Raw genomic sequence first — 19846 nt, forward strand, 5'->3', positions numbered from 1 at the left:
CGCCCTGCGCGCGACATCTTTTCGCGAAGGTCTGCACGTGTCCTGTGGCTCACGGCCCCAGAAGCTGTCGCGCGCGGGGCGCGCTGCTACGGAGTGTGGAGCGCCGCCACGCACTTCAGCTCGATGGCGATCGCCGTCGGCAGCGCGTTCACCTCCACCGTCGTGCGGCAGGCGTCCACGCCCGCGAAGGCCTCGGCGTAGAGCCGGTTGTACGCGGCGAAGTCGTTCGCCATGTCCGTGAGGTAGACCGTGACGTCGACGAGGTCTTCGAAGCGCGCGCCGCTGGCCTCGAGCACGGCACGGACGTTCGCGAACACCTGCCGGCATTGCGCCTCGATGTCGTGCGAGACCAGGCGGCCGTCATCGTCCACGACGTTCCCCGGAATGGCGTCGGTTCCCGGCACCCTCGGGCCGATGCCGGAGAGGAACAGCAGCGGGCCGACGCGGCGCGCGTGCGGGTAAGCGCCGACGGGCGCGGGGGCGCCGTCGGCGCGGATGACGTCAGTGGCCATGGTCGATGCAGATGTTCCTGGCTTCGGTGAAGAAACGCATGGCCTCGAACCCGCCTTCGCGCCCGACGCCCGACTGCTTGCTGCCGCCGAACGGCGTGCGCAGGTCGCGCAGCATCCAGCAGTTGACCCAGACGATACCGAAGTCGAGTTGCGCGGCGAAGCGGTGCGCGCGCGACACGTCGCGCGTCCAGACGGAGGCGGCGAGGCCGTACGGCGTGCCGTTCGCGATCGCCAGCGCGTCGTCCTCCGTGTCGAAGGGAATCAGCGTGACGACGGGACCGAAGATTTCTTCCTGGTTGGTCGCCGCATCGGCGGGCAGGCCTTCGATGACCGTGGGCTGGATGAACCACCCGCTCGCGCAGCGCCCCTCCACCGCCACGCGGCCGCCACCCGTGAGGACGCGGCCGCCTTCGTCGCGTGCGCGGGCGATGCAGCCGGTCACCTTCGCGAAATGCGCTTCGGAAACCAGCGCGCCAAGATCGCTGCCCTCGTCGAGCGGATCGCCGACGCGTAGCGCACGGACGCGCTCCAGGTACGCGTCGCGAAAACGCGCGTAGATCGACCGCTGCACGAGCAGGCGCGAGCCGCACAGGCAGATCTCACCCTGGTTCGCGAATCCGGAGCGGACGATCGTCGCCATCGACGCGTCGCTGAAATCGAAGTCGTCGAACACGATCGCGGGATTCTTGCCGCCGAGTTCCAGCGACACCTTCTTCAGGCGTGGTGCGGCTGCAGACGCGATCGCCATGCCCGTGCGCGTGCTGCCGGTGAACGAGATCGCCTTGACCGCCTCGTGCGTGACGATGGCCTCGCCGACGACGGGGCCCGTCCCATGCACGATGTTGAGCACACCCGGTGGAAATCCCGCCTCGTCGAGCAGCGTGCCCAGCAGCCACGCGGTGTACGGTGTCACCTCGGAAGGCTTCGCCACGACCGTGTTGCCCGCCGCGAGCGCGGGCGCGATCTTCCAGGTGAACAGGTAGAGCGGCAGGTTCCATGGGCTGATGCAGCCCACCACGCCGAGCGGCAGGCGCAGGGTGTAGTTGATGGCGCCTTGCTCCATCGCATGCGACTCGCCGCTGAACTGGCCCGCGGCCGCCGCGAAGAAGCGCAGGTTGGCGACGGCACGGGGGATGTCGAGCGTGCGGGCGAGGGCGAGCGGCTTGCCGCTTTCCTGCGATGCCGCCGCGGCGAACGCTTCCAGGCGCGCTTCGATCGCGTCGGCGAGGCGATGCAGGCATCGCGCCCGGGCCTCGGCCGGCGTCCGGGCCCACCCCGGGGCGGCGCGCACCGCGGCGGCCACCGCATCGGCCACGTCGTCGGCATCGGACGCCGGGCAGCGCGCGAAGCTCGCGCCGACGGCCGGGTCGACCACGTCCAGGTAGCCGCCCGCGCGCGGCGCGCGCGAACGACCGTCGATCAGGTTCGCGAGCGCGAGCATGGCCGCCCTTCAGTTCAGGCCGCGGGTGCGGCCGCCGTCGATGGGGATGCTGGTGCCGTTGACGTAGCCGGCGGCGGGGGAGGCGAGGAAGGCGATCATCGCGGCGACTTCCGAGGGCTCGGCGAACCGCGCGGCGGGCACGCTGGCGAGCAGCCCGCGCTCGACCTCGTCGCGTGAGCGCCCGGCCCGGCAGCTTTCCTCGACCAGCGCCTCGAGCCTCGGCGTGCGCGTGTAGCCGGGCAGGATGTTGTTGACGGTGATGCCGTCCTTCGCGACCTCGGAGGCGAGCGTCTTCGCCCAGCCCGCCATGGCCGCGCGCACGGTGTTGGACACGCCGAGGTTCGGGATGGGTTCCTTGACCGACGTGGAGATGATGTTGATCACGCGCCCGTAGCGCGCTTCGCGCATGCCCGGCAGGCAGGCGCGCGTGAGTACCTGCGCGGCGATCATGTGCTGGCGGTAGGCGCTCAGGAACGCCTCGGTGTCGGCGCTCGCGACCGGTCCCGGGGGCGGGCCGCCGCTGTTGTTGACCAGCACGTGCACCGAGTGGTCCGCGACGACGCCCTCCACCGCGGCGGCGAGCGCGTCGGTGTCGAGCATGTCGACGGCGACGTAGCGGTGCGTCTGGCCCGGCTGCGTGGCCGGCAGTTCGGCGGCCAGGGCGGCCAGCGCGTCGGCGGATCGGGAGAGCAGCGTGACGCTGGCGCCGAGTTCGGCCAGCTCGAACGCCGTGGCACGTCCGAGGCCTTGCGAGGCGCCACAGACGAGTGCGTGACGGCCGGTGAGACGAAGATCCATGCGTTCGCTCCCTGGGGCGGTTGGGGTCGGGCGGATCAGCCCTGCTTCATCGCCCACCACTGTATCGCCATTGCGGCGAACCAGCACGGCCACGCGAACCAGGGCGCCAGGCGCCACCAGCGCTGCCAGCGGTTGAGGGCGTCGTCGTTGAACAGGGCGGGCGCGTCCGAGCGCAGCACGCGCCGCACCCGAAGCCAGTTCGCCATGCCGTTCGGCCGGCCGGTGTCGGCTTCGGTGATGGTCTTCCACTGGTCCGGGTAGCGCTGGCGCAGCAGCACGGTGAAGCGCCACTGCGCGACGAAGTGCACCAGGAAGAACGCCACGGCGCCGAGCAGGAGCAGGAGATAGAGATAGACCGCGGTCACCATGGCGTCAGCTCAGCTTCCCTTGTCCTTGTCTTTCTTCGTGTCCGGCTCCTGGCGCAGCAGGTCGGTGGTGACCACGCTGCGGATCGTCTGGATCACGCCGTCGCCCTGTTGCGGCTGCTTGCAGACCGCGTTGTTGATCGCACGCTTGTAGGTGTCGTTCTGGACGCCGACGAAGAGCACGCCGTCCGGACCGTGGGCGATCTTGAAGCTGCCGGCCGGGTTCATCTTCACGGGCGCTTCGGCCGAGAACGTGGTGGGCGATTGCTCCCAGTACGTCTGGCCCTGCTGCTGCTTCGCCGAGGAATAGACGACGAGGTAGCGCGCCTTGTCGTCCACGACCTTGAACTTGCCGAACGCGCCCGTCGTCTCGCTCGTCCACCCGATGTATTCGCACAGCTGGATGTCTTCGGAATGCAGCGGCTGGAACGCGTCGTCGAGCAGCACCACCGTCGGTGCGAACAGATAGCTCGAACTCAGCCAGCGTCCGTTGAGTTCGGACTTCATCGCGATGGTGTACGGCAGCGCCGCGCCCTGCGGCAGGCGGAACGCGAGGAAGTAGCTGCGGTCGCCATTGAGATTGGCGACCGGGCTGTCCTTGTTGAGCTCGAAGCGCTGCGGCTGCCACGGCAGCATGTCCTGGTAGGACAGGTCGGCGAAGCTGCCGCAGCAGGGTGCCGCGCCTTCGAGCGTCTTCCGCGCGATGTCGATCGTGTTCGTCGGGTTCTCCGGCGGGCGGAAGTTCGGCGGCACGATGCTCCGGCAGGCGCCGAGCGCCACGAGGGCCGCGCCGAGGAGCAGGAGACGGGGTAGGGAAGGGGGCATGATCGTCTCAGGGGTTCAGAAGTCGGCACTCCCGGCCGCTCGGGGGTAGGGGATGGCGTCGCGGATGTTCGACAGGCCGCAGACGTACACCAGCAGGCGCTCGAAGCCCAGGCCGAAGCCGGCGTGGGGCACGGTGCCGTAGCGGCGCAGGTCGCGATACCAGTCGTACGTCGCCTTGTCGAGATGGAACTGGTCCATGCGGCGGTCGAGGTAGTCCAGGCGTTCCTCGCGCTGGGCGCCGCCGATGATCTCGCCGATGCCCGGCGCCAGCACGTCCATGGCCGCGACCGTCTTCCCGTCGTCGTTCAGGCGCATGTAGAACGCCTTGATCTGCTCCGGGTAGTTCATGACGACCACCGGGCGACCGATATGTTCCTCGGCGAGATAGCGCTCGTGTTCGGTCTGCAGGTCGACGCCCCAGGCGACCGGGTGCTCGAACTTCTTGCCCGACTTCTGCAGGATCGAGACGGCCTCGGTGTAGTCGATGCGCTCGAAGGGCTTCGCGATGAAGGCTTCCAGGCGCGTGATGGCGTCGGGCTGGACGCGTTCGGCGAAGAACGCCATGTCGTCCGGACGCTCGTCGAGGACGGCCTTGAAGATGCCCTTGAGGAACAGTTCGGCGAGATCGGCGTTGTCGTTGAGGTCGGCGAAGGCGACCTCCGGTTCGACCATCCAGAACTCGGCCAGGTGACGCGTGGTGTTGGAGTTCTCGGCGCGGAAGGTCGGGCCGAACGTGTAGACCTTGCTCATCGCCAGGGCGTAGCCCTCGACGTTGAGCTGGCCCGACACGGTCAGGAACGCCTCGCGGCCGAAGAAGTCCTTGCGGAAATCGATGTTGCCCTTGTCGTCGCGCGGCAGGTTGGCGAGGTCGAGCGTCGACAGGCGGAACATGTCGCCGGCGCCTTCGGCGTCGGACGTCGTGATGATCGGCGTGTTGATCCAGAAGAAGCCCTGCTCCGTCAGGATGCGGTGGATCGCCGTCATCATCGTGTGGCGCACGCGGGTGACCGCGCCGAACAGGTTCGTGCGCGGACGCAGGTGGGCGACCTCGCGCAGGAACTCCATCGAGTGCTGCTTGGGCTGGATCGGGTAGGTGAGGGGGTTCTCGACGAAACCGGTGACCTCGATGCGGGTGGCCTGGATCTCGAAGGCCTGGCCCTTGCCCTGCGACGGCACGAGCTTGCCGGTGGCGATGACCGCGGCGCCCGCGGAAAGGTGCTTCACGTCCGTCTCGTAGTTCGCGAGATCGGCGGTGGCCACCACCTGGATCGGGGCGAAGCAGGAGCCGTCGCTCACGTTCACGAAGGAAAGCCCACCCTTGGACTCGCGCAGGGTGCGGACCCAGCCGCGGACCGTCACCTCGTGTTCGCCCGCGGATGCACCGCCGGCGAGGGCCTGCTTGACGCTTACCACCGTCATCGATTGAAACTCCAGAAAGGGCGCCGCATGTTGAGGCGCAAGGGACGCGACCCGGCATGATAATGTAAGGGTCGCGTGAACGGCACCGTTCATCGATATACCACGGCCAGAAAACGTTTTCATGAGCATCCAGATCACTCCCGCCGCTTCCGACCGCATGCGCGCCTTCCTGGCGAAAGCCCCCGAGGCCAGCGGCGTGCGCTTCTCCGTCAAGCGCATGGGCTGCTCCGGATTCGGCTACGTGGTCGACCTCGCAGGCGACATCGCCGCGGACGACCGGGTGCTGGACATCGACGGCATCCGCGTGGTGGTCGATCCGAAGAGCCTGCCGCTGGTGGAGGGCACCCTCATCGACTTCCAGCGCCAGGGCCTGAACGCCTCGTTCGTCTTCCACAACCCCAATGCCACCGGCGAATGCGGGTGCGGCGAGAGCTTCACGGTCTCCTGACCGAGCGGCCGCTTGCCCTGGGCGGCCCAATCTCCTTACAATGCGCGGCTACCTCTCCGCCCGGAGGGGTTTCTTGCCTCACCGGCCCGCCGGGAGGCTGCCATCCCCGCGAGGGGTGCATCCACAAGGAGCCACCATGCGTCATTATGAAGTCGTGTTCCTGGTCCATCCGGACCAGAGCGAACAGGTGCCCGCCATGATCGAGCGTTACAAGACGCTGATCGAAGGCGACAACGGCAAGATCCACCGTCTGGAAGATTGGGGCCGCCGCCAGCTGGCTTACCCGATCGAGAACCTCGCCAAGGCTCACTACGTGATGCTGAACATCGAGGTTTCGCAGAACGCCCTCAACGAGCTCGAGACGGGCTTCCGTTTCAACGACGCCGTCCTGCGCCACCTCGTGATCCGTCGCGACGAAGCCGACGTCGAGCAGTCCTTCATCCTCAAGAGCAAGGAAAAGGACGAGCAGAAGGGTTCGCGTCGCCGTGACGACGACAACGACGGCGAAGGCCGCGTTGGCCGCGATAACGACAACGATCGCGACAGCGACGACTAATCGGGGATCACAGACATGTCCAAGTTCTTCCGCCGCCGCAAGTTCTGCCGTTTCACCGCCGAAGGCGTGAAAGAGATCGATTACAAGGATCTCAACACCCTGCGCCAGTACATCACGGAGAACGGCAAGATCGTCCCGAGCCGCATCACGGGCACGAAGGCACGCTACCAGCGCCAGCTGGCGACCGCGATCAAGCGCGCTCGCTTCCTCTCGCTGCTGCCGTACACCGACAACCACGACGTCTGATCGTCGGGCGCCCTCGCCATGAGGCCGGGGCGCTCACCTGCAGATATTTCGGACAACCGTCCTGGCTGCACGGGGCCCATTCCGTGCTAACGAAAAGGAACATCCCATGGAACTCATCCTCCTCGAGAAGGTGAAGAACCTCGGTAATCTCGGCGACAAGGTCAACGTCAAGCCGGGTTACGGTCGTAACTTCCTCCTCCCGACCGGTAAGGCCGCTCGCGCGACCGCCGCCAACCTCGAAGCGTTCGAAGCCCGTCGCGCCGAGTACGAAGCCAAGGCCAAGGAGCAGCTCTCCGGTGCCGAGGGTCGTGCCGCCAAGCTCGAAGGCGCCGAGGTCACGATCGAAGTGAACGCCTCGCCGGAAGGCAAGCTGTTCGGTTCGGTCACGCCGCGCGACGTCGCCGAAGCCCTGACCGCCAAGGGTCTGGAAGTCGACAAGAGCGAAGTGATCCAGGCCGAAGGCCCCTTCCGCAACGTGGGCGAGTACGACGTCATCGTCGTCCTCCACGCCGACGTGCAGCAGACGGTCAAGGTCAAGGTCGTCGGCGCGTAAGCCCCGATTCACCGCGATCCACGACGACGGGCGCCGCAAGGCGCCCGTTTTCGTTTCCGTCCACAAGTTATCCACAGACTTATCCTCTCAACGCGTGAGACGTCTGCGCGTATGATCGTCCCCACGGCCAGCCGATCCGGTGTGGGCGCCGTCCGCAACACGAGGTAATCCATGTCCTTCAATCCCGAGCGTGGCGAGCGCGGCGACCGCAAGCGCCGTCGCGAGCCATCCGCCATCGACTCGCTGCGCATCCCGCCCCATTCCATCGAGGCCGAGCAGGCCGTGCTCGGTGGCCTGATGCTATCGCCGGATTCGCTGGACAAGGTCGCCGACAAGCTCACCGACGACGACTTCTACCGCCGCGACCATCGCATGATCTGGCGCGCCATCAACGAGCTGGCGAACAAGGGCATGCCTTGCGACGCCATCACGCTGGGCGACTGGTTCGTCGCGAACGAGATGGCGGAAATGGTCGGTGGCGCCACGTACCTCATGGAACTGGCGAACTCGACGCCCAGCGCGGCGAACATCGCGGCTTACGGCGACATCGTTCGCGAGAAGTCGGTGATGCGCCAGCTGATCGACGCGGGCACCGCGATCACCGAGGACGGTTTCCGTCCCGAGGGAAAGAGCGTGCAGGAAGTGATGGAGCTCGCCGAACAGCGCGTGTTCCGCATCGCTGAGTCGGGCGCGCGTGGCAAGAAGGACATCGTCTCGGTGCGCGAAGCCGCGGGCGAGGCGTTCCGCATGCTCTCGGAGCGTTACGAGAAGCGCGGCCAGCTCACGGGTCTGTCGACCGGATTCACCGACCTGGACGAACTGACCTCCGGCCTGCAGCCGTCCGACCTCGTGATCATCGCGGCGCGTCCGTCGATGGGCAAGACGGCGTTCGCGCTGAACCTCGCCGAGGCCGCGGCGATGCGCGGGAAGAAATCCGTGGCGGTGTTCTCCATGGAAATGTCCGCGTCGCAGCTGGCGTTCCGTCTGATCTCGTCGCTCGGCCGCGTCCACGCGCAGCACCTGCGCAACGGCGACCTCGCCGAGGAGGACTGGCCGCGCGTCACCTCGGCGATCACGATGCTCGCGGACGCGAAGATCTTCATCGACGACACGCCCGCGATGTCGCCGGTGGAAATGCGCTCGCGCTCGCGCCGCCTGCAGCGCGAACACGGCCTGGGCCTGATCGTCATCGACTACCTGCAGCTGATGCAGGTGCCCGGTAACTCGGAAAACCGCGCGACGGAAATCTCCGAGATCTCGCGCGGCCTGAAGGCGCTGGCGAAGGAACTCAATGTGCCGGTGATCGCGCTGTCGCAGCTCAACCGCTCGCTGGAACAGCGCGCCGACAAGCGCCCGATGATGTCCGACCTGCGCGAATCCGGCGCTATCGAGCAGGACGCCGACGTCATCATGTTCATCTACCGCGACGAGTACTACAACAAGGAATCGCCCGATAAGGGCCTCGCCGAAATCATCATCGGCAAGCAGCGAAACGGCCCCACCGATACCGTGAAGCTGGCCTTCCTCGGCCACTACACGAAGTTCGAGAACTGGGCGCCGGATTCGTACGTCGGTACGTTCGACTAGCAGCTGGGCTGGATCGGTGGGAGCCGATCGCATCGGCGATCCCGCGGCAGCGGGCAAGCTCGCCGCAAGCACCCATTGCGGATACGATCCGCTCCCGCCCCTTCGGTAGCACCGTCACGAGAACCGGGTGGGAGCCGATCGCATCGGCGATCCCGCGGCAGCGGGCAAGCTCGCCGCAAGCACCCATCGCGGATACGATCCGCTCCCACCCTTCGGTAGCACCGTCACGAAAACCGGGTGGGAGCCGATCGCATCGGCGATCCCGCGGCAGCGGGCAAGCTCGCCGCAAGCACCCATCGCGGATACGATCCGCTCCCACCCTTCGGTAGCACCGTCACGAAAAACCGGTGGGAGCCGATCGCATCGGCGATCCCGCGGCAGCGGGCAAGCTCGCCGCAAGCACCCATCGCGGATACGATCCGCTCCCACCCTTCGGTAGCACCGTCACGAAAACCTGGTGGGAGCCGATCGCATCGGCGATCCCGAGGCAGCGGGCAAGCTCGACCCAGGTGTCGTTAGAGCGAACCGCTACTCGCTTCGGGATGACCGGACGCTTTAGGATGCGACGGACCTGTCGAAAAGGATGCTCCGATGCGCGCTATCGCCCTGATGCTCCCGCTCCTCTTCTGCGCGACCGCCACGATCGCCGCCGAGCGCATCGTGCTCCCCGAAACGCCGACCCCCGAACAGCGCGCGGGCATCGAGCGCCGCCTCAACGACTGGCCCGACCTCGCGCGCTACGCCGCGGAGAACGCGTCGCTGCCTGCGCCGCGTCCCGGTGAGAAGCGTGTCGTCTTCATGGGCGATTCGATCACCGATGGCTGGGGCAGGGAGGTCGGCGAGTTCTTTCCCGGCCGCGGTTACATCAACCGAGGGATCAGCGGGCAGACGACGCCCCAGATGCTGATCCGCTTTCGACCCGACGTCATCGCGCTCAAGCCGGCGGTGGTCGTGATCCTCGCCGGCACGAACGATCTTTCCGGCAACACCGGGCCCTCCACCGTCGGGGCGATCGAGAACAACCTGTCGTCCATGCTCGACCTGGCGCGCGCGAACGGGATTCGCGTCGTGCTCGCGTCCCTGCTGCCCGTGAACGACGTGCAGAATCCGAAGCAGACGACGCAGCGGCCGCCCGCGTCGATTCGCGAACTGAACGCGTGGATGAGCGCCTATGCGGCGCGACACCACGTCGTCTATCTCGACTATCACGCGGCCATGGTCGACAAGGACGGCATGCTCAGGAAAGAGCTGAGCGACGACGGCCTCCACCCGAACGCGGCAGGTTACGAGGTGATGGCGCCTCTGGCGCAGAAGGCGATCGACCAGGCCGTCCACGGGCGCCCCTGACAGCGCGCCGCGGGCGATCCGAAGTCTTTTTCGGGGTCACGACCTAAAGACCGTCAGGACCACGATTCCTAGCATGACGCCCCCGTGATGCCTTCGCGTGGGGAGCGCCCGACTGCGCGCGAGGCGAGCCGTTGGGCGCACCTCAGAGACAGGATCGATCATGCAAACCACATTCCGGCGCGCCGCTTCGGCGACGCTCGCGCTTGCCTGCGTACTGGCGATTTCCGGCTGTACGACCGGCAACCCGATGGTGACCCGCTCGCAGAAGGAGCACGAGGCCAAGGTCGCCGCCATCCCGAAATGCACGCGCAAGCTCGGCACGATTTCGGTCATCGAGCCGGAGGGCGATGTGCACTGGTGGACCCAGCAACAGCTGCCTTCGCCCACCAAGCTCATCAAGGTATTCGTGAGCAAGTCGGGCTGCTTCACGCTGCTCGACCGCGGCATGGGCATGAGCGCCGCGATGCGCGAGCGCGAGTTGGCCGCGGGCGGCGAATTGCGTGGGGGCGCGAACGTCGGGAAGGGCCAGGTCAAGGCGGCCGACTATGTCCTGGTGCCGGACCTCGTCTCGAAGAACGCCGACGCCGGCGGCAGTGCGCTCGGCGCGATCGCGGGCGGGCTGATCGGGGGCAACGTGGGGCGCCTGGCGGGCTCCCTCAACATCAGTTCGAAGACGGCCGACGTCACGCTGACGATCACCGATGTGCGCTCGTCGGAGCAGGTCGCGCTGACGGAAGGCCATGGTGAGAAGAACGATATCGGCTTCGGCGCTTCCGGGCTCTTCCGTGGGGGTAGCGGTGGCATGGGGGCCGGCCTCGGCGGCTACGAAAACACCACCATCGGCCAGGTCATCACGATGGCCTATCTCGACGCGTACACGAAACTCGTGAACGAGATGGGAGGCATGCCGGGCGACGCTTCGGCGGCGAGCAGCCGTCAGTCGGGCCGCATCCGTGTCGCCACGCGCATGTTCGAGAACTCGACCATGAAAGGCAAAGCGGTACGCACGCTCGACCCCGGCATGACCGTCTACCCGACCGGCGAAAAGGCCGGCGTGAACTGGCAGGTGGAGGACGAGCACGGCAACCGCGGTTGGGTCTCGTCGGCGAACTTCGACCTGGCTCGCTAGCGCTCCTGCGGAAGCCCGGCGCGCGGGCCGGGCTTTCGCGTCGGTCGACGCCTTGCGGTGGTCGTGGGTGCCACGACTTGATACCATCGGGCGCGCACCATCCGGCAGGATGGAAACCAAAGGGACGCATCGGGGGATGCAAAGGTGCCGTGTGCATGACCGGCTTCACGACAAGGATCGTCCATCTGCTGGCCGCGCTGTCGCGGTCGCCGCATTCCGTTTCGTTCAATCCATGGCGCACCGCGACTGTTTTTTCAGATCGCGGCGTTCGTCGTGGAAAGTCCGTCGTCCCGCATTCCGATCCGGGCGGGCCGATGGTTGCATACCCGCCGGATCACAAAGGGGCTGGATGATATGGAAGGCACGAGAACTCGGCGCATGGCCATGGTAGCGATCGCCGCGATGGCGACGGCCGTACCCGCCGCACAGGCACAGATCAAGAGCGCGCAGACGTTGCGCAACGAGAAGATGACCGAGATCCCGGTCTGTGCGAAGCCGCTGGGCACGCTCGCGGTGCAGGAGCCCGACGGCGGACAGAGCTGGTGGACAGCGCAGCAACTCCCGGCGCCGTCCAAGCTCATCAAGGTGTTCGTCAACAAGTCGCACTGCTTCACTCTCGTCGATCGTGGCGCGGGCCTGGATTCGGCGATGCGCGAGCGTGAGCTGGGTGCCAATGGCGAATTGCGCGTGAGTTCCAACGTCGGCAAGGGGCAGCTCAAGGCGGCGGATTACGTCATGGTGCCTGACCTGATCTCGAGCAACTCGGATTCGAGTGGTGGCGGTGTAGGCGGCTTGCTGAGCGGCCTCATGGGCAGCAAGGCGGGGCGCATCGCGAGCAATGTGAGCTTCCGCTCCAAGACCGCGGATGTGGTGCTCACCATTACCGATGTCCGGTCGAGCGAACAGGTCGCGATGGCGCAGGGTCAGGCCAAGAAAACGGATCTGGGTATCAACGGTTCGGGCGCCCTTTTCGGCGACTCCGGCGTGGGTGCCGCGGGCGTGGGTGGCTACGCGAACACCGAAATGGGCCAGGTGATCACCATGGCGTACCTTCAGGCCTATTCGGATCTGGTACACGAGCTCGGCGGCCTCAACGGCAACGCGTCCGCGAGTAACGCCCAGCAAGCCGTCACGATGGCGAAGCCGGGGCGACTGCTGGCGAACGCGCAAGGCACCGGCGCGGCCGTGAGGACGCTCGATCCGGGCATGATGCTTTATCCCACGGGTGCCAAAGAAGGCATGATGTGGGAAGTGCAGGACGAACTGGGTAACAAGGGTTGGGTTTCTTCGACGCTGATCCAGTTGGCTCACTGAGTCCAGGCGCGGATCGGAGCGTCCGCTGGCGCCCGATCCGCGGCGGCCGCCTCCCGGGCCGCCGCGTTTTGTCATGCGGTGGCCCCGTGGTCGCCTGACGTAAGCGGCTAAACTGGTGGGCCTGCCAGCCAGCGTCCCGCACTTCGAGCCCATGAGCCGCACCACCGTCGCCACCATCCATCTCGGTGCCCTGCGCCACAACCTCGCCCGCGTTCGCACGCTCGCGGAGGGCGCCCGGGTGATGGCGGTGGTCAAGGCGGATGCCTATGGGCATGGGCTGGAGCGGGTCGCGCGCGCGCTCGACGGCGAGGCCGAGGCGTTCGCCGTGGCGGCGATCGCCGATGGCCTGCGCCTGCGCGCGGCGGGGCATCGCCAGCGCATCGTGGTGCTTTCGGGGCCGGATACCGCCTCGGACATCGCCGAAATGCAACGACTGCGGCTGGAAGCGTTGATCCACCACGACGCCCAACTGCCGTGGCTGGCGAAGGCGGATCCGGCGCGCGGCGCGCTTCGCGTGTGGATCAAGGTGGACACCGGCATGCACCGCCTGGGCTTCGACCCGGCACGCGCGAGGGACGTGCACGCGGCCCTCCGCGCCATGCCGGCGATCGATGCCGAGATCGGCCTTATGACGCATTTCGCCTCGTCGGAGGAGTTCGGCGGCAGGGAGACCGCGCTGCAGATCCTGCGATTCCGGGAAGGGACCGCCGGGCTGCCCGGACCGCGGGCGATGTCCAATTCGGCGGCTGTGCTCGGCTGGCCCGACGCCCGTGGCGACTGGGTCCGCACCGGCGGGCTGCTCTACGGGCTATCGGTGGTGGAAGGGCGCTCGGGCGCCGACTTCGGGTTCCGGGCGGCCATGACCCTGTCCACGCGGCTCGTCGCGATCAATCGCCTCGCGAAGGGCGAGCGCGTCGGTTACAACGGTACCTACGAGTGCCCCGAGGACATGAACGTCGGCGTCGCGGCCATCGGCTACGGCGACGGGTACCCGCGCAGCGCCGCGCCGGGCACACCGCTTCTCGTCAACGGCCACCGCGCGTCGCTCGTCGGCCGTGTCTCGATGGATCTCATCACGATCGACCTGCGCGCCGTTCCCGATGCGCGCCCGGGCGATCGCGTGACGCTCTGGGGCGAGGGCCTGCCCGTCGAAACGGTCGCCGCCGCCGCGGGCACGATCTCGTACGACCTGACCTGCGGCATGACCCGTCGCGTACTCTTCGTCGAAGACGAATCCTGAGGGCCGTATCGTCTCCTGCGACGCCTTCGCGATACAAAGACGCATCACTTCCCGGAATCCACGCATCGATGGCCAAGGCCAAGACAGCTTACGTCTGCACGCAGTGCGGCGCCGAACACAGCAAGTGGCAGGGCCAGTGCGCCGAATGCAACGAATGGAACGTGCTTTCCGAGTTCGTGGTGCAGCCGGCCAAGCCCAACGCCGTGGCGACCGGCGCGCGCCGCGGCGGCTATGCCGGCGAGGCGGCAGGCGCGCCGCGCATCACGCCGCTCACCGAGGTGCTGCTGACGGCGGAGGCGCGCACGAACACGGGCATCGGCGAACTCGATCGCGTGCTTGGCGGCGGCCTGGTCGACGGCTCGGTGGTGCTCATCGGCGGCGATCCGGGCATCGGCAAATCGACGCTGCTGCTGCAGATGCTCGGCACGCTCGGCGCGACCTTGCCCAGCCTCTACGTCACGGGCGAGGAGTCGCTCGGCCAGGTGGCGCAGCGCGCGCAGCGCCTCGATCTGCCGCTCGGACCGCTGCACGCGCTGGCCGAAACCTGCATCGAGCGGATCCTCGAGCAGGCGGCGTCCGCGCGGCCCCGCGTGCTCGTCATCGACTCGATCCAGACGATCTGGACCGAGATGCTGACGGCGGCACCGGGTTCCGTCAGCCAGGTGCGCGAATCCGCGGCGAAACTCACGCGTTTCGCGAAGGAGACCGGCACGTCCGTCTTCCTCGTCGGCCACGTCACCAAGGAGGGCGGAATCGCCGGTCCGCGCGTGCTCGAGCACATGGTCGACGCCGTGCTGTATTTCGAAGGCGAATCCGGCAGCCGCTTCCGCGTGCTGCGCGCGTTCAAGAACCGCTTCGGCGCGGTGAACGAGCTGGGAGTGTTCGCGATGTCCGAAAAGGGACTTCGCGAAGTGCCGAACCCGTCGGCGATCTTCCTCTCGGCGCATGCGGGCCCGACGCCGGGCAGCGCCGTGATGGTCACGCGCGAGGGCACCCGTCCGCTACTGGTGGAGGTCCAGGCGCTGGTCGACCAGTCGTCGCTGGGCAACCCGCGCCGCGTGGTGCTGGGCCTCGAGCAGAACCGGCTCGCCATGCTGCTCGCGGTGCTGCACCGGCACGGTGGCGTGGCGGCCTACGACCAGGACGTCTTCGTCAACGTCGTCGGCGGCATCCGCGTGCAGGAAACCGCGTCCGACGTTCCCGTGCTCATGGCCGTGCTCTCGAGCCTCCGCGATCGGCCGTTGCCGGAGAAGACGATCGCGTTCGGCGAGGTCGGCCTCTCGGGCGAGATCCGCCCGGTGCCCAACGGCGAGGAGCGCCTCAAGGAGGCCGCGACGCATGGTTTTCGCCGCGCCGTGGTACCGGCGGCGAACGCGCCGAAGCGCGGCCGCGTCGGCGACATGGAAGTGATCGGCGTGGAGCGGCTGGGGCAGGCGATCGACGCCAGTCGCGACGCGTAGGTGAATCGACCCGTGCGGTAGGAGCGGACCTGGCCGCGACGGCTCCTCGCGACACGCCGCAGGACCTGTCAGCCGGTCGCGAAAGGCGGTCGCGGCCAGGTCCGCTCCAACGAGAGCCATCGCGGCCAGGTCCGCTCCCACAAGCGCTGTCGCGGCCAGGCCTGAGGGTGGCGCTTCAGGGCGTGCGGTGAAGGATCAGTTCCAGTACCGCCTTGGTGCCGAAGAACGCCAGCAGCAGGATGCCCATGCCCACGAGCGTGAGGTACACGGCGCGGATGCCGCGCCACCCGTGGCGCCAGCGGCCCCAGAGCAGCACGCCGAACACGATCCACGCGATGATCGAGAGCACGGTCTTGTGCACGAGGTGCTGGCCGAACAGGTCGCCCACGAACAGGGCGCCGGTGACGAGCGTGAGGGTCAGCAGCACGAAGCCCACGGCGATCAGCCGGAACAGCAGCACCTCGGTGAGGGTCAGCGGGGGCAGGGCGCGCAGCCAGTGACCGAAGCGGCTGCGTCGCAGCGCGCGCTCCTGGATAGCGAGCAGGATGGCAAGCGCTGCGGCGATCGAGAGGATGCCGAACGCGAACACCGCGATCGTCACGTGCATCTCGATCTGCCAGCTCATCGATTCGGGCGCCGTGCGCGGCGCCAGGAAGGCGTCGATGGCGACGAGGGCCGCGGACAGCGGAAAGATGAGTATCCCCAGCCCGGCGACGGGTCGCGACAGGTTGACCACGAGGGTCAGCGCCGAGGCGATCCAGGCGACGAGCGAGAGCGCCGCGAAGAAGTGCAGGTCGAGGGTGCCCCGATGGGCGGTCAGCAGCACGGCGGCGTGCGCCAGCGCGGCCCCCGTGGCGAGCGTCATGCCGACGCGCGCGAGCGGCTGCCCGCCCGTCGCCAGCGGCCGGGCGAGCACGCCGGCGGCGGACAGGTAGAGCGCGATGGCGGCCAGGGTGAGCGCGGTGACGATCATGGACGCGCAGTGTGGCATAGCGGGTCGCGACCGTGAATGCGACACGATGGCATTCGCCGTGCCCGCTATCCAGCTATAATCCGGGATTCACCGCATCTCATGCCGAATTCCCCATGTTCGAATCGCTCAGCCAACGCCTGTCCGACACCGTCAACCGCCTGCGTGGTCGCGGCCGGCTGACCGAGGAAAACATCCGCGAAACCCTGCGCGAGGTGCGTATCGCCCTGCTGGAGGCCGACGTGGCCCTGCCGGTGGTGAAAGCCCTCGTCGAGCGCGTGAAGGTCCGCGCCGTCGGCCAGGAAGTGCTGAAGAGCCTTTCGCCGGGCCAGGCGCTGGTCAAGGTCGTCAGCGACGAGCTGACCGCGCTGATGGGCGCGGCGAACACCGAGCTCAATCTCGCGGCCCAGCCGCCGGCGATCGTGCTCATGGCCGGCCTGCAGGGCGCGGGCAAGACCACCACGGTCGCGAAGCTCGCGCGCTTCCTCAAGGAGCGCAAGAAGAAGCGCGTGATGGTGGTCAGCTGCGACGTGTACCGTCCCGCCGCCATCGAGCAGCTGCGCACGCTCGCCGGCCAGGTCGACGTGTCGTTCTTCCCGTCGGAAGCCGGGCAGGATCCGGTCGAGATCGCGAAGGCCGCCGTGGTCGCCGCTCGCCGCGAGGTGATCGACGTGCTGCTGGTCGACACGGCGGGCCGCCTGCACGTCGACGACGCGATGATGACCGAGATCAAGGCGCTGCACGGCGCGCTCGATCCGATCGAGACCCTGTTCGTCGTCGATTCCATGACGGGCCAGGACGCCGCCAACGTCGCCAAGGCGTTCTCGGAAGCCCTGCCGCTCACCGGCGTGGTGCTGACCAAGACGGACGGCGACGCCCGCGGTGGCGCGGCGCTCTCGGTGCGCTACGTCACCGGCCGCCCGATCAAGTTCCTCGGCGCCGGCGAGAAGACCGACGCCCTCGAGCCGTTCCATCCGGATCGCGTGGCCCAGCGCATCCTCGGCATGGGCGACGTCCTGTCGCTGGTCGAGGAAGTCGAGCGCAAGGTCGATCAGGAAAAGGCCCAGAAGCTGGCCGAGAAGGTCATCAAGGGCAAGCGATTCGATCTCAACGACATGCGCGACCAGCTCGAGCAGATGAGCAACATGGGCGGTCTCGCGGGGCTGATGGACAAGCTGCCGGGCATGTCGAGCATCCCGGACAGCGTCAAGTCGAAGGTCAACGACAACGAGCTCAAGCGCATGGTCGCGATCATCGGCTCGATGACCAAGAAGGAGCGTCGCCATCCCGACCTCCTCAACGGATCGCGCAAGGCCCGCGTGGCGCGCGGTTCCGGCACGCAGCCGGCGGATGTGAACCGCCTGCTGAAGCAGTTCATGCAGATGGAGAAGATGATGTCCAAGCTGTCCAAGGGCGGCAGCAAGGGCCTTCTCCGTCAGATGCGGGGCGCCATGAAGGGCATGGGCGGCATGGGCGGGATGATGCCGCCGCGCTGAGGCGGCCCGATGAGTCGGGAAGGGGCTGATACCCCTTCCATTTTTCTAAACTTTCGCTAAAATGTCCGGCTTTACCGCGCCCGCTTCTCGCGCGCGCCTTGCCGGTCTGCGGCATTCTGGAGCTCGTAACTTATGGTCAAGATTCGTCTTTCGCGCGGTGGCGCCAAGGGCCGTCCGTTTTATCACGTCGTCGTTACCGACCAGCGCAGCCCGCGCGACGGTCGTAACATCGAGCGCGTCGGCTACTACAACCCGGTCGCTTCGGGCGCTGACAAGCGTCTCGAGCTCGACGTCGCCAAGGTCCAGGCCTGGGTCGCGAAGGGTGCCCAGCTGACCGACAAGGTCCGCGCCCTCGTGAAGGAAGCCGGCAAGCTGGCTGCTTGATGTCGACGGAGTCCGGTAAACGCGTCCGGGTCGGGCGCATTGTCGGACTCCATGGCGTGCAGGGTCAGGTCAAGCTCGAAAGCTGGACCGAGCCCCGCATCCAGATCTTCCGCTACCAGCCATGGCTGCTCACCGCGCCGGGCGTGGAGCGGGAAATGAACGGAGTCCGCGGGCGCGCGCAGGGTAAGGGCATCGTCGCCACCCTGCCGGGCATCGAGGACCGCGACCAGGCCGCGGCGCTCGTCGGCTGCGAGATCACGGTCTCGCGTGACGTGCTGCCGCCGCCCGCGCCAGGCGAGTTCTACTGGACCGATCTCGAGGGCCTCGAGGTCGTCACCACGGAGAACATCGGCCTGGGTCGGGTAAGTCATCTTTTCGCCACCGGCGCCAATGACGTCATGGTGGCGAAGGACGGCGACAAGGAACGTCTGATCCCGTTCATCCAGGGCCCCTACGTGCATTCGGTCGATCTGGTCGCCGGGCGCATCGTGGTGGACTGGGACCCCGAGTTCTGATCGACGAAGCCTGGACGGTCATGCGCATCGACGTGGTTTCGTTGTTTCCCGATTTCGTCCGCCAGTCGGCCGCGATCGGGGTGGTCGGAAGGGCGCAGCAGCGCGAATTGTTGCAGGTGGAAGCCTGGAACCCTCGCGACTACGCCACCGACAACTATCGCACCGTGGACGGCAGGCCCTTCGGGGGCGGACCGGGCATGGTGATGCTGATCGATCCCCTGCGAGCCACGCTCGCCGCGGTTCGGGCGGCGGCACCGGAGCCGGTGCATGTGATTTACCTCAGCCCGCAAGGTGCGCGGCTGACGCAGAAACGGGTGGAAGCGCTGGCGAAGATGCCGCGAATCGCCCTGATCTGCGGACGTTACGAGGGTGTGGACGAACGCCTGATCGAGCACGAGGTCGACGAAGAGCTTTCAATCGGCGATTATGTGCTGTCTGGCGGGGAACTCGGCGCAGCGGTGGTCATCGATGCGGTGGGTCGTCTACAGGAAGGCGCGTTGAACGACGTGCAGTCCGCCCAGCAGGACTCCTTCTCGGATGGCCTGCTGGATTGCCCGCATTACACCCGTCCCGTGCAGCACGATGTATGGGGTGGCGTGCCGGAGGTCCTGCTTTCCGGCGATCACGCGGCCATTCGCCGCTGGCGTCGCAAGCAGTCGCTGGGTCGTACCTGGCTGCGCCGGCCGGATCTGCTAACGCAGCGTGCGCTCGACGATGAGTCGAGAGCATTGCTGGATGAATTCCGCCGTGAGTTTCACGGTTAAACGGTGCGGCCGATATCGACCGCCGTAATAAAAATTGACAGGTGCGCCATGAACAAACTCCTCCAACAGTTCGAAGCCGAGCAGATCACCCGCCAGCTGCCGGATTTCGGTCCTGGCGACACCGTGATCGTCAACGTCAAGGTGAAGGAAGGTAACCGCGAGCGCGTCCAGGCGTTCGAAGGTGTCGTCATCGCCAAGCGCAGCCGCGGCCTGCACTCCGCCTTCACCGTGCGCAAGATCTCGCACGGCACGGGCGTCGAGCGCGTGTTCCAGTCGCACAGCCGTGCGATCGACTCGGTCGAAGTGAAGCGCAAGGGCAAGGTCCGCGGCGCGAAGCTGTACTACCTGCGTGGCCTCGAAGGCAAGGCTGCCCGCATCAAGGAAGACGTCGCCGCCGCCGCTGCCGCCAAGGTCGCGAAGAAGGCTGCCGCCGCTGCCGCCGCCGAGTAATCGGTCGCCGCAAGGTCACGAAAAAGC

The 19846-nt window shown here is 67.3% G+C and carries 23 protein-coding genes; 16 read left to right on the forward strand and 7 right to left on the reverse strand.

The features are described 5' to 3' along the window. Positions 1 to 86: 86 nt before the first annotated feature. The 6 genes from BMW54_RS01850 to asnS are packed head-to-tail and all read right to left on the reverse strand — an operon-like array spanning position 87 to position 5360. Positions 87 to 512 carry a RidA family protein gene (locus tag BMW54_RS01850; protein ID WP_090052498.1) on the reverse strand — a complete coding sequence of 142 codons (426 nt, stop codon included), beginning with the start codon at positions 510 to 512 and terminating at the stop codon, positions 87 to 89. Beyond that, positions 502 to 1953 carry an aldehyde dehydrogenase gene (locus BMW54_RS01855; RefSeq protein WP_090052500.1) on the reverse strand — a complete coding sequence of 484 codons (1452 nt, stop codon included), beginning with the start codon at positions 1951 to 1953 and terminating at the stop codon, positions 502 to 504. The genes BMW54_RS01850 and BMW54_RS01855 overlap by 11 nt, the downstream gene beginning before the upstream one ends. 9 nt (positions 1954 to 1962) lie before the next feature. After that, complete coding sequence (locus BMW54_RS01860) at positions 1963 to 2751, reverse strand: SDR family oxidoreductase (protein WP_090052502.1); 789 nt, start codon at positions 2749 to 2751, stop codon at positions 1963 to 1965. 35 nt (positions 2752 to 2786) lie between these two features. Continuing rightward, positions 2787 to 3119: a hypothetical protein gene (locus BMW54_RS01865; RefSeq protein WP_090052504.1), complete on the reverse strand. Its 333-nt coding sequence runs from the start codon at positions 3117 to 3119 to the stop codon at positions 2787 to 2789. A gap of 9 nt (positions 3120 to 3128) precedes the next feature. Continuing rightward, positions 3129 to 3941 (reverse strand): MalM family protein, encoded by an 813-nt coding sequence (locus BMW54_RS01870; protein WP_090052506.1) that lies wholly within the window; start codon positions 3939 to 3941, stop codon positions 3129 to 3131. 15 nt (positions 3942 to 3956) lie between these two features. Further along, positions 3957 to 5360, reverse strand: coding sequence for an asparagine--tRNA ligase (gene asnS / locus BMW54_RS01875; RefSeq protein WP_090052508.1), 1404 nt, complete (start codon positions 5358 to 5360; stop codon positions 3957 to 3959). Positions 5361 to 5481: 121 nt separating this feature from the next. Between asnS and BMW54_RS01880 the strand changes: the two genes are divergently transcribed. The 11 genes from BMW54_RS01880 (at position 5482) to radA (ending at position 15240) form a co-directional block, all read left to right on the forward strand. Then, positions 5482 to 5808 carry a HesB/IscA family protein gene (locus BMW54_RS01880; RefSeq protein WP_090052510.1) on the forward strand — a complete coding sequence of 109 codons (327 nt, stop codon included), beginning with the start codon at positions 5482 to 5484 and terminating at the stop codon, positions 5806 to 5808. Between the two features lie 136 nt (positions 5809 to 5944). Continuing rightward, entirely contained in the window at positions 5945 to 6364 is a 420-nt protein-coding gene (gene rpsF / locus BMW54_RS01885; RefSeq protein WP_090052511.1) for a 30S ribosomal protein S6, read from the forward strand. Positions 6365 to 6379: 15 nt separating this feature from the next. After that, complete coding sequence (gene rpsR / locus BMW54_RS01890; protein WP_045830959.1) at positions 6380 to 6610, forward strand: 30S ribosomal protein S18; 231 nt, start codon at positions 6380 to 6382, stop codon at positions 6608 to 6610. Between the two features lie 106 nt (positions 6611 to 6716). Next, the gene (rplI, locus tag BMW54_RS01895; RefSeq protein WP_090052513.1) at positions 6717 to 7163 is read left to right on the forward strand and encodes a 50S ribosomal protein L9; all 447 of its coding nucleotides are present in this window, start codon (positions 6717 to 6719) and stop codon (positions 7161 to 7163) included. A gap of 171 nt (positions 7164 to 7334) precedes the next feature. After that, positions 7335 to 8750 (forward strand): replicative DNA helicase, encoded by a 1416-nt coding sequence (locus tag BMW54_RS01900; RefSeq protein ID WP_090052515.1) that lies wholly within the window; start codon positions 7335 to 7337, stop codon positions 8748 to 8750. A gap of 591 nt (positions 8751 to 9341) precedes the next feature. Beyond that, positions 9342 to 10097: an SGNH/GDSL hydrolase family protein gene (locus BMW54_RS01905; protein WP_090052517.1), complete on the forward strand. Its 756-nt coding sequence runs from the start codon at positions 9342 to 9344 to the stop codon at positions 10095 to 10097. A 160-nt stretch (positions 10098 to 10257) separates the two neighbouring features. Then, on the forward strand, positions 10258 to 11226 hold the full coding sequence (locus BMW54_RS01910) for a CsgG/HfaB family protein (RefSeq protein ID WP_254779003.1): 969 nt from the start codon (positions 10258 to 10260) through the stop codon (positions 11224 to 11226). Positions 11227 to 11381: 155 nt separating this feature from the next. Then, positions 11382 to 11579 (forward strand): hypothetical protein, encoded by a 198-nt coding sequence (locus BMW54_RS18385; protein WP_139206010.1) that lies wholly within the window; start codon positions 11382 to 11384, stop codon positions 11577 to 11579. A gap of 31 nt (positions 11580 to 11610) precedes the next feature. Beyond that, on the forward strand, positions 11611 to 12540 hold the full coding sequence (locus BMW54_RS01915) for a CsgG/HfaB family protein (RefSeq protein WP_254779005.1): 930 nt from the start codon (positions 11611 to 11613) through the stop codon (positions 12538 to 12540). Between the two features lie 151 nt (positions 12541 to 12691). Beyond that, a complete protein-coding gene (gene alr, locus BMW54_RS01920) occupies positions 12692 to 13780 on the forward strand; it encodes an alanine racemase (protein ID WP_090052521.1) in 1089 nt (362 codons plus the stop codon). A 68-nt stretch (positions 13781 to 13848) separates the two neighbouring features. Further along, on the forward strand, positions 13849 to 15240 hold the full coding sequence (gene radA / locus BMW54_RS01925) for a DNA repair protein RadA (RefSeq protein WP_090052523.1): 1392 nt from the start codon (positions 13849 to 13851) through the stop codon (positions 15238 to 15240). Positions 15241 to 15415: 175 nt separating this feature from the next. Here the strand turns inward: radA and ccsA are convergent, their stop codons facing one another. Next, on the reverse strand, positions 15416 to 16213 hold the full coding sequence (gene ccsA, locus BMW54_RS01930) for a cytochrome C assembly family protein (protein WP_090052525.1): 798 nt from the start codon (positions 16211 to 16213) through the stop codon (positions 15416 to 15418). Between the two features lie 113 nt (positions 16214 to 16326). Between ccsA and ffh the strand changes: the two genes are divergently transcribed. The 5 genes from ffh (at position 16327) to rplS (ending at position 19819) form a co-directional block, all read left to right on the forward strand. Beyond that, complete coding sequence (gene ffh, locus BMW54_RS01935) at positions 16327 to 17706, forward strand: signal recognition particle protein (RefSeq protein WP_090052526.1); 1380 nt, start codon at positions 16327 to 16329, stop codon at positions 17704 to 17706. A 132-nt stretch (positions 17707 to 17838) separates the two neighbouring features. Further along, entirely contained in the window at positions 17839 to 18090 is a 252-nt protein-coding gene (gene rpsP / locus BMW54_RS01940; protein ID WP_029213716.1) for a 30S ribosomal protein S16, read from the forward strand. Then, the gene (rimM, locus tag BMW54_RS01945; protein ID WP_090052529.1) at positions 18090 to 18605 is read left to right on the forward strand and encodes a ribosome maturation factor RimM; all 516 of its coding nucleotides are present in this window, start codon (positions 18090 to 18092) and stop codon (positions 18603 to 18605) included. The genes rpsP and rimM overlap by 1 nt, the downstream gene beginning before the upstream one ends. A 20-nt stretch (positions 18606 to 18625) precedes the next feature. Further along, positions 18626 to 19369: a tRNA (guanosine(37)-N1)-methyltransferase TrmD gene (trmD, locus tag BMW54_RS01950; RefSeq protein ID WP_090052531.1), complete on the forward strand. Its 744-nt coding sequence runs from the start codon at positions 18626 to 18628 to the stop codon at positions 19367 to 19369. Between the two features lie 48 nt (positions 19370 to 19417). Beyond that, positions 19418 to 19819: a 50S ribosomal protein L19 gene (gene rplS, locus BMW54_RS01955; protein WP_090052532.1), complete on the forward strand. Its 402-nt coding sequence runs from the start codon at positions 19418 to 19420 to the stop codon at positions 19817 to 19819. Positions 19820 to 19846 lie beyond the last annotated feature (27 nt).

The sequence above is a fragment of the Luteibacter sp. 329MFSha genome, assembly GCF_900111665.1.
In the GTDB taxonomy this organism is placed as follows: Bacteria; Pseudomonadota; Gammaproteobacteria; order Xanthomonadales; family Rhodanobacteraceae; genus Luteibacter.